The 8,661-nt window shown below is 69.2% G+C and carries 6 protein-coding genes and 2 pseudogenes; 5 read left to right on the forward strand and 3 right to left on the reverse strand.

Going from position 1 to position 8,661, the window contains the following annotated elements; all coding sequences use genetic code 11:
- Nucleotides 1-1,072, reverse strand: a pseudogene (locus tag F6Q13_RS06340) (phospho-sugar mutase); the annotation flags it as partial.
- Nucleotides 1,073-1,080: 8 nt separating this feature from the next.
- Nucleotides 1,081-1,884: a purine-nucleoside phosphorylase gene (locus F6Q13_RS06345; RefSeq protein ID WP_293054021.1), complete on the reverse strand. Its 804-nt coding sequence runs from the start codon at nucleotides 1,882-1,884 to the stop codon at nucleotides 1,081-1,083.
- Nucleotides 1,885-1,948: 64 nt separating this feature from the next.
- Here F6Q13_RS06345 and F6Q13_RS06350 point away from each other — a divergent pair, with 64 nt between their 5' ends.
- Nucleotides 1,949-3,118: an amidohydrolase gene (locus F6Q13_RS06350; RefSeq protein ID WP_293054044.1), complete on the forward strand. Its 1,170-nt coding sequence runs from the start codon at nucleotides 1,949-1,951 to the stop codon at nucleotides 3,116-3,118.
- Between the two features lie 79 nt (nucleotides 3,119-3,197).
- Here the strand turns inward: F6Q13_RS06350 and F6Q13_RS06355 are convergent, their stop codons facing one another.
- The gene (locus F6Q13_RS06355; protein ID WP_293054024.1) at nucleotides 3,198-3,677 is read right to left on the reverse strand and encodes a gamma-glutamylcyclotransferase; all 480 of its coding nucleotides are present in this window, start codon (nucleotides 3,675-3,677) and stop codon (nucleotides 3,198-3,200) included.
- Between the two features lie 84 nt (nucleotides 3,678-3,761).
- Here F6Q13_RS06355 and F6Q13_RS06360 point away from each other — a divergent pair, with 84 nt between their 5' ends.
- From F6Q13_RS06360 to F6Q13_RS06375, 4 genes and pseudogenes are all read left to right on the forward strand, one after another.
- Nucleotides 3,762-5,168, forward strand: coding sequence for an NAD(P)H-quinone dehydrogenase (locus tag F6Q13_RS06360; RefSeq protein ID WP_293054027.1), 1,407 nt, complete (start codon nucleotides 3,762-3,764; stop codon nucleotides 5,166-5,168).
- Nucleotides 5,169-5,257: 89 nt separating this feature from the next.
- Nucleotides 5,258-7,015 (forward strand): glycerol-3-phosphate dehydrogenase/oxidase, encoded by a 1,758-nt coding sequence (locus F6Q13_RS06365; protein WP_293054030.1) that lies wholly within the window; start codon nucleotides 5,258-5,260, stop codon nucleotides 7,013-7,015.
- Nucleotides 7,012-7,860 carry a pseudouridine synthase gene (locus tag F6Q13_RS06370; RefSeq protein WP_293054033.1) on the forward strand — a complete coding sequence of 283 codons (849 nt, stop codon included), beginning with the start codon at nucleotides 7,012-7,014 and terminating at the stop codon, nucleotides 7,858-7,860. Before F6Q13_RS06365 ends, F6Q13_RS06370 begins: the two co-directional genes overlap by 4 nt.
- A gap of 108 nt (nucleotides 7,861-7,968) precedes the next feature.
- Nucleotides 7,969-8,661, forward strand: a pseudogene (locus tag F6Q13_RS06375) (hypothetical protein); the annotation flags it as partial.

Genomic DNA, 8,661 nt, shown 5'->3' on the forward strand with positions numbered 1-8,661 from the left:
CGCGGGCCAGCCATTTGAAACCGGTCAGGGTCTCGACGTGGCGGGCACCGTAGTGTGCCGCGATCGCCGCCAGCATCCGTGACGACACCACGGTACTGGCCACCACGCTGGTCTGCGGTGTGCTGACGCTGGCGAGGAGATAATCGCCGAAAAGCCAACCGGTTTCGTCTCCAGAAAGCATCCGCCACCCCGAGTGGGCCGGTACGCCGACCGCGCAGCGGTCGGCGTCGGGATCCAGCGCGATCGCGATGTCGGCGTCGACGTCGGCGGCCAGACCCAGCAGCGCGTCGGTGGCGCCGGGCTCTTCCGGATTGGGAAAGGCGACGGTGGGAAAGTCGGGATCGGGGACGAACTGCGCGGCAACGATGTGCACGTCGTCGAAACCGGCGCGGTGCAGGGTCCGCACCGCGAGCGCGCCGCCGACCCCGTGCAAGGGCGTCAGTGCCACCCGGACCGAACCCGACGATCGCCGTACCCGCGCGGCCCGTTCGCTATAGCGGTCGGCGAGTCCGCCGCCCCGGGGTTCGACGGGAGCCCGGGCGATCAGGTCGGCGAACGGCGCCGCCGCCATAGCGCTTTCGATCTCGCGGTCGGTCGGCGAAATGATCTGCATGCCGCCGTCGAAGTACACTTTGTAGCCGTTGTCAGTCGGCGGGTTGTGTGAGGCGGTGATCTGGATCCCGGCCGCCGCGCGCAGCTGCCGCACCGCGAACGCCAGCACCGGAGTCGGCACCGGCTCGGGCAACAGCATCACCGGAAAACCCTCGGCAGCAAACACTTCCGCGGTCGCCTCGGCGAATTGCGCTGATCCGTGCCGGGCGTCGCGCCCCACGATCACGGGCGCACCGGTTAACCCACGGTTCTTGAGGACGCTCGCTACCGCCCAGCTGGCTCGCAGCACCACCGCGAGGTTCATCGCGTCCGGACCGCCGCGCATCGGGCCCCGCAGCCCCGCGGTGCCGAACGTCAACGGCCGGGCGAACCGCGCCGACAGTTCCTTGGCGTCGCAGCCGGCCAGTTCGTCGGCCGTCGCCGGGTCGGGATCGTGGGTGATCCAGTCCTGCGGGGTGATCGCAGGTGTCATAGGCGGGTGATCACCTCGGCCAGCAACGAACCCATCCTGGCCGCCGCGGCGGCGCCGGCGGCCAGCACCTCGGCGTGGCTGAGCGGCTGCCCGGTGATTCCGGCCGCGAGGTTGGTCACCAGCGACACCCCGAGCACCTCGGCGCCGGCCGCCCGCGCCGCGATCGTCTCGTGCACGGTCGACATACCGACCAGATCGGCGCCCAGCACCCGCAGCATGCGGATTTCGGCCGGTGTCTCGAACTGCGGTCCGGGCACGGCCGCGTACACGCCTTCGGGCAGCGCCGGGTCGATCTCGCGGGCCAGCGCCCGCAGCCGGGGCGCGTACGCGTCGAGCAGGTCCACGAACTGCGGCCCGACCAGCGCCGAGCGCGCGGTCAGGTTGAGATGGTCGCTGATCAGCACCGGCTGGCCGACCTCGAAGTCGGGGCGCACGGCCCCGGCCGCGTTGGTGAGCACGACGACGTGTGCGCCCGCTGCGCAGGCCGCCCGCACCGGATGCACGACGTGGCGCAGGTCATGGCCTTCGTAGGGGTGCAGCCGACCGGCCAGCACCAGCACCCGATGCCCGCCGATGGCCACCGACGACACCTCACCGGTGTGCCCGGCCGCGGTCGGCGGCGTGAATCCGGGCAGTTGCGCCATCGGCAGCACGGCAGTCGCCGAGCCGAGGGCGGCAACTGCCGGCGCCCAGCCCGACCCGAGGACGATCGCGACATCGTGCACACCGACCCCGGTGCCGTCGGCGATTGTTCGCGCCGCCTCTCGCGCAACAGCATCGGGATCGGACTGACCGGCCACAGGGCCCGAGCCTAACCGGTGGGATACTGCCTAGATGCCCCTTGCCACCGCGTCGGGCGGCTGCATGAGCCTGGGCGAGGCCGTCGAGTCCTGGCTGGCCGCCCACCACGACGACCTGGTCTGCTGGCGGCGACACCTGCACCGCTACCCGGAACTGGGCCGCCAGGAGTACGGCACCACACAGTTCGTCGCCGAACGACTTGCCGAGGCCGGGCTCAACCCGAAGGTGCTGACCACCGGGACGGGACTGACCTGCGATCTCGGCCCCGAAAACGAGCCGCGGATCGCCTTGCGGGCCGACCTGGATGCGTTGCCGGTGGCCGAGCGGACCGGGGCCCCCTACGCGTCGACGAGGCCCGACGTCGCGCACGCCTGCGGACACGACGCGCACACCGCGATCCTGCTGGGCGCCGCGCAGGTGCTGGCCTCGGTGCCCGAGTTGCCGGTCGGCGTCCGGCTGATCTTCCAGCCCGCCGAGGAGCTGACACCCGGCGGCGCGATCGACGCGATCGCCGCCGGAGCACTGTCGGGGGTAAGCAGGATCTTTGCGCTGCACTGTGATCCCCGGCTGGCGGTCGGCCGGGTCGCGGTGAAACCGGGACCGATCACCTCGGCGGCCGACCGCGTCGAGATCACCGTGCACTCGGCAGGCGGGCATACGGCCCGGCCGCATCTGACCGCCGACCTGGTCTACGGGCTCGGCACCTTGATCACCGGGGTGCCCGGGGTGTTGTCGCGGCGCATCGATCCGCGCCAAGCCACCGTGCTGGTCTGGGGCGCGGTCAATGCCGGCACCGCCGCCAACGCCATCCCGCAGAGCGGCCTGCTGACGGGTACGGTCCGCACGGCCAGCCGTGACTGTTGGCTGAGTCTGGAAGCCATTATCGGTGAGGCGGTGTCCGCGTTGTTGGCGCCGTTGGGTATCGAGCACACGCTGCAGTACCACCGGGGGGTGCCCCCGGTGGTCAACGAGGAAGTCTCCACGGCGATGCTGAGCCACGCCATCGAAGCCGTCGGGCCCGGCGTGCTGGCCGACGCCCGACAGTCGGGCGGGGGCGAAGACTTCTCCTGGTATCTGGAGCAGATCCCCGGCGCGATGGCGCGGCTCGGCGTGTGGTCGGGGCGGGGACCGCGGTTGGACCTGCACCAGCCCAACTTCGATCTCGACGAGCGGGCCCTGGCCATCGGTGTGCGCGTGATGGTCAACATCGTCGACCGGGCGGCTGCGTTATAGCCTCCGGCGAGTGTGCGTGTTCGTACGCGACACGCCGCGACGGGCGTATGGCCACGCACGGTCGCGATGGCCGGGCAGGCTACTCGCCGTGGCCCGGCCCGATGTTGCGCGCCGGACGGGTCCGCAGATCGTGCACGTAGTCGGCCGGGGCGCCGGCGACTTCGGCGGCGTCGGCCATCACCCCCAGGTAGTGGGCCGACGGCAGGCCGCCTTCCCACGCGTCCACCACGTACAGCCAGGCCAGCACCGGATCGGTCGTGGTGTCCGACGAGAGGCGCTCCACCCGGCAGCGGATCTTCTTGTGGATCCCGAGTTCGGCGCCTTCCCAACGGTCCAGGTTCTTTTCGTCGGCGGGAGTGACGTCGTAGAGCACGACGAAGACCTTCGAGCCCGGGTCCTCCACGATCGTGGCCAGGGCACCCTGCCAGCCGATGTCCTCCCCGCCGAACGTCAGTCGCCAGCCGTGCAGCCAGCCGGTTCCGGCCATCGGCGAGTGGGGTGCCCGCCGCAGCATCTGCTCGGGATCCATATTCGACCCGTAGGCGGCGTAGAGCGGCACGGACAAAAGCTTAGGACAAAAGCTGAGACCGCCCTGTGGAACCCGTGCCCACCCACGCGGGCTCGTCGGGATAGGTTGGGCACCGTGGCGACCCGCATCGTGATCGTGGGCGGCGGACCGGCCGGCTACGAGGCCGCTCTGGTCGCGGCCGCCCGCGATGCCCGGGTGACCGTGGTCGATTCCGGCGGCATCGGCGGTGCGGCCGTGCTGGCTGACGTCGTGCCGTCCAAGACGTTCATCGCCTCCACCGGTGTGCGCACCGAACTGCGTCGGGCACCGGATCTGGGATTCGACATCGATGTCGACGACGCGAAGATCTCGCTCCGCGACATCCACCGGCGCGTCAAGGCGCTGGCCGCCGCGCAGTCCGCTGACATCACCGAGCAGCTGCTCAGCGTGGGCGTGGAGGTGATCGCGGGCCGGGCCGAGCTCGTCGACAGCGCACCCGGACTGGCCCGGCACCGGATCAAGGTGACCGGCGCTGACGGCTGCGCCGACTATCTCGACGCCGACGTCGTGCTCATCGCCACCGGCGCGAGCCCGCGGATCCTGCCCTCCGCGCAGCCCGACGGCGAGCGCATCCTGACCTGGCGGCAGATTTACGACCTGGATTCGCTGCCCCAACATTTGATCGTGGTGGGTTCGGGGGTGACCGGCGCGGAATTCGTCCACGCCTACACCGAACTCGGCGTCGAGGTGACCGTGGCGGCCAGCCGTGACCGCGTGCTGCCCTACGAGGATGCCGACGCCGCACGGGTACTCGAAGAGTCGTTCGCCGAACGCGGCGTCAAACTGGTCAAAAACGCCCGTGCTGATTCGGTCACCCGCACCGACGACGGTGTCGTGGTGACGATGACCGACGGTCGCCGCGTTCAGGGCACTCATGCGCTGATGACGATCGGCTCGACGCCCAACACCACAGGTCTGGGTCTGCAGCGGGCCGGCATCGAACTCGGGCGGGGCAACTACCTGCCCGTGGACCGCGTGTCACGGACGTCGGTACCCGGGATCTACGCCGCCGGTGACTGCACCGGTTTGTTGCCGTTGGCATCGGTGGCCGCGATGCAGGGCCGGATCGCGATGTGGCATGCACTCGGCGAGGAGGTCAGCCCGATCCGACTGCGTACGGTGGCGGCGGCGGTGTTCACCCGTCCCGAGATCGCCGCGGTCGGCGTCCCGCAGTCGGCCATCGACGACGGCTCGGTGCCCGCCCGCACCATCATGTTGCCGTTGAAGACGAACGCTCGCGCCAAGATGTCGGAACTGCGGCACGGTTTCGTCAAACTGTTCTGCCGGCAGGCCACCGGTGTGGTGATCGGCGGTGTGGTGGTAGCGCCGATCGCCTCGGAGCTGATCATGCCGATCGCGGTAGCCGTGCAAAACCGGATCACCGTCAACCAGCTGGCGCAAACGCTGGTCGTCTACCCGTCGCTGTCCGGTTCTATCACCGAGGCCGCTCGCCGGTTGATGGCCCACGATGATCTCGACTAAGACCTCGATTAAGACCTCGACGAGGACCTCGGCCAGCTGCCGGTAGCCTGGAGGCAGTCCTACTGGTGAGTAACCGACGGGAGTGCAGCGTGAGCGACCCGATCCACGGACCGGGCCGGGGGCAGTTTTGGCCGGTCTCCACCCTGGGACCCCAGCAACGCGCCGCGGCCTGGGCGCGGCTCGGCAGCGAGCAATTCGACGTGGTGGTCATCGGCGGCGGCGTGGTGGGTTCGGGATGCGCGCTGGACGCTGCGACCCGCGGATTGAAAGTGGCCATGGTCGAGGCGCGCGATTTCGCCTCCGGCACCTCCAGCCGGTCGTCGAAGATGTTCCACGGTGGCCTGCGTTATCTCGAGCAGCTCGAATTCGGGCTGGTCCGCGAGGCGCTCTACGAACGCGAGCTGTCGTTGACGACCTTGGCCCCGCATCTGGTCAAGCCGCTGCCGTTCCTGTACCCGTTGACCAGGCGATGGTGGGAGCGGCCCTACGTGGCCGCCGGCCTGTTTCTTTACGATCGGCTCGGCGGCGCGAAATCGCTTCCCGCACAGAAACATTTAACCCGTGCCAGCGCGCTGCGGCTATGCCCGGGTCTGCGGCGCGGCGCGCTCATCGGCGGTATCCGCTACTACGACACCGTCGTCGACGACGCCCGGCACACCATGATCGTCGCACGCACCGCGGCCCACTACGGTGCTGTCGTGCGGTCATCGACCCAGGTGGTCGACCTGCTGCGGGAGGGTGATCGAGTGACCGGGGTGCGGGTGCGCGACTCCGAAAACGGTTCCCTCACCGATGTCCGGGGTCATGTCGTGGTCAACGCGACCGGGGTGTGGACCGATGAGATTCAGGCATTGTCCAAGCAGCGCGGCCGATTTCAAATACGGGCCTCCAAGGGTGTGCACATCGTCGTGCCCCGCGACCGCATCGTCAGCGACGTCGCGATCATTTTGCGAACCGACAAGTCGGTGATGTTCGTCATCCCATGGGGCAGTCACTGGATCATCGGCACCACCGACACCGACTGGAATCTGGACCTGGCCCATCCGGCGGCCACCAAGGCCGACATCGACTACATCCTCGGCACCGTGAACACGGTGCTGGTCACCCCGCTGACCCATGCCGACATCGACGGGGTCTACGCGGGGCTGCGGCCGCTGTTGGCCGGGGAGAGCGAAGAAACCTCCAAGCTGTCCCGCGAACACGCGGTCGCGGTGTCGACACCGGGCCTGGTCTCCATCGCCGGCGGCAAGTACACCACCTACCGGGTCATGGCTGCTGATGCTATCGATGCTGCGGCGCAATACATTCCGGCCCGAGTTGCTCCGTCGATCACCGCCAAGGTGCGCCTCCTGGGCGCCGACGGCTACTTCGCACTGGTCAACCAGGCCGAACACGTCGGTGCCGAGTACGGGCTGCACCCCTACCGCGTGCGCCATCTGCTGGACCGCTACGGATCGCTGATCAGCGACATCCTCGCGATGACGGCCGACCGGCCCGACTTGCTGAATCCGATCACGGAGGCGCCGAGGTATCTGAAGGTGGAGGCCGCCTACGCCGCAGTCGCCGAGGGCGCGCTGCATCTGGACGACATCCTGGCCCGCCGGATGCGGATCTCCATCGAGTATCCGCACCGCGGTGTCGACTGCGCCCGCGAGGTCGCCGAAATCGTCGCGCCGACGCTGGGCTGGAGCCCGGCCGACGTCGACCGCGAGGTCAAGACCTACACTGCGCGGGTGCAGGCCGAGGTCCTCTCCCAGGCCCAGCCCGACGACACGTCGGCCGATGCGCTGCGGGTCAGCGCTCCCGAGGCGCGCACCGAGATCCTCGAGTCGGTGCCACTGCGGTGAGGCCGGCGCCCTTGCCGCTGCGCGACGGCCTGGGACCGGCGCGGGTGCGGTTGCACGGCGGACCGGTGCTCGCCGAACTCGGTGCCCGATTCGGGGCGTCGGCCCGTGAGGTCGTCACCGCCGACGGCAGTCCGGTCGACGACACGACGGTGCTGCCGGCGGGTTCGTTCGTGTACCTCTACCGCGAGCTGCGCGCCGAAGTCCCGGTCCCGTTCGACGTCGGGGTGCTCTATCGCGACGACAACATCGTCGTGGTCGACAAGCCGCATTTTTTGGCCACCACGCCGCGCGGCCGGCACGTGGCACAGACCGCGCTGGTGCGGCTGCGCCGCGAACTCGACCTGCCCGAGCTGAGCCCGGCGCACCGGCTGGACCGGTTGACCGCCGGAGTGTTGTTGTTCACCGTCCGCCGCGAGCTGCGCGGCGCCTACCAGACGTTGTTCGCCCGCGGCGCGGTGCGCAAAACCTACCTGGCCCGGGCTGCGGTCCACCGGGAAGTGCGGTTGCCGTGTGTGATTCGCAGCCGAATCATCAAGCGGCGCGGGTGCTTACAGGCCGTCGAAGAGCCCGGCGAACCCAACGCGGAAACCGTGGTCGAGTCGCTGGGCAACGGGCGCTACCGGCTCACGCCGCGCACCGGGCGCACCCACCAGCTGCGGGTGCACATGGCGTCGATCGGGCTGCCGATCCTGGGCGATCCGCTCTATCCCAAGGTGATCGACGTTGCTCCGGACGACTTTTCAACTCCACTGCAGCTGCTGGCGCACAGCCTGGAATTCGACGACCCGATCAGCGGAAAGCCGTGCCGGTTCGTCAGCCTTCGAGGTCTGCACTCAGCGGCCTAGGCGGGCCTAGGCGGCGTGAATTCTCTCGCGAAACCTTGCCGTGAACAAACCCTTAGGTTTATCTTAGGCGCAGCTGAGATCCCGCGCCGTGCCTAGGAGCCACTTGTGATGACTGATCGAGGCGGCAGCAAGCACAATCGGCATTCGCGGATGGTGCGTCGCCGCGTGGTCGGGTTGGCCGGCGTGGTCGGCGTGGTTGTGGCGGGGGGGCTGGGGTCGCTGGGCGGTGCGCCCACAGCCCGGGCCGATGAGTTCGACGTGGTCGTTGACGCGGTCCTCAACGCGGTCAGCGGATTGTTGGGTGATGTGGGTGCCGGTTCGGCGGCGGTTCCCGAGTCGGGGGGCTTGGGGGCGGCCGCTGTGGTTGATGGCTGGTTGCATGGTCTGGAGCAGGGTTGGATCAACAGCGGGTTTGGTCAGCAGGTCGACACCGTGCTCAACAGTTGGTTCAACCTGGTCGATCCCACCAGCGGTGCGTGCGGGTTGATCTGCAACGGCACTGACGGGGTCGGTGGTCAAGGGGGCGGGTTGATCTTCGGTGACCCCGGCAGCGATGCGCAGCCGATGAGCCCCAACTTGCTGGTCGATCCCAACTTCCAAGACGCGGACCCGTCGGGGTCGGGTTATAGCGGGGTGACGATTCCGGGCTGGACGGAGAGCGGCACCCCGACCGTGATCGCCTATGGCACCCTGCGCGGCTATCCGTCGCCGTTGTCGTTTCCGTTCCCGAAGCTGCCGGCGTTTCTGGGTTTTCCGCAGCACGCGCCGCCGGGCACCCCGGTCGGTGACGACGTTTTCGCC

Origin of the sequence: Mycobacterium sp. (genome assembly GCF_008709575.1) — a bacterium.
GTDB lineage: Bacteria > Actinomycetota > Actinomycetes > Mycobacteriales > Mycobacteriaceae > Mycobacterium.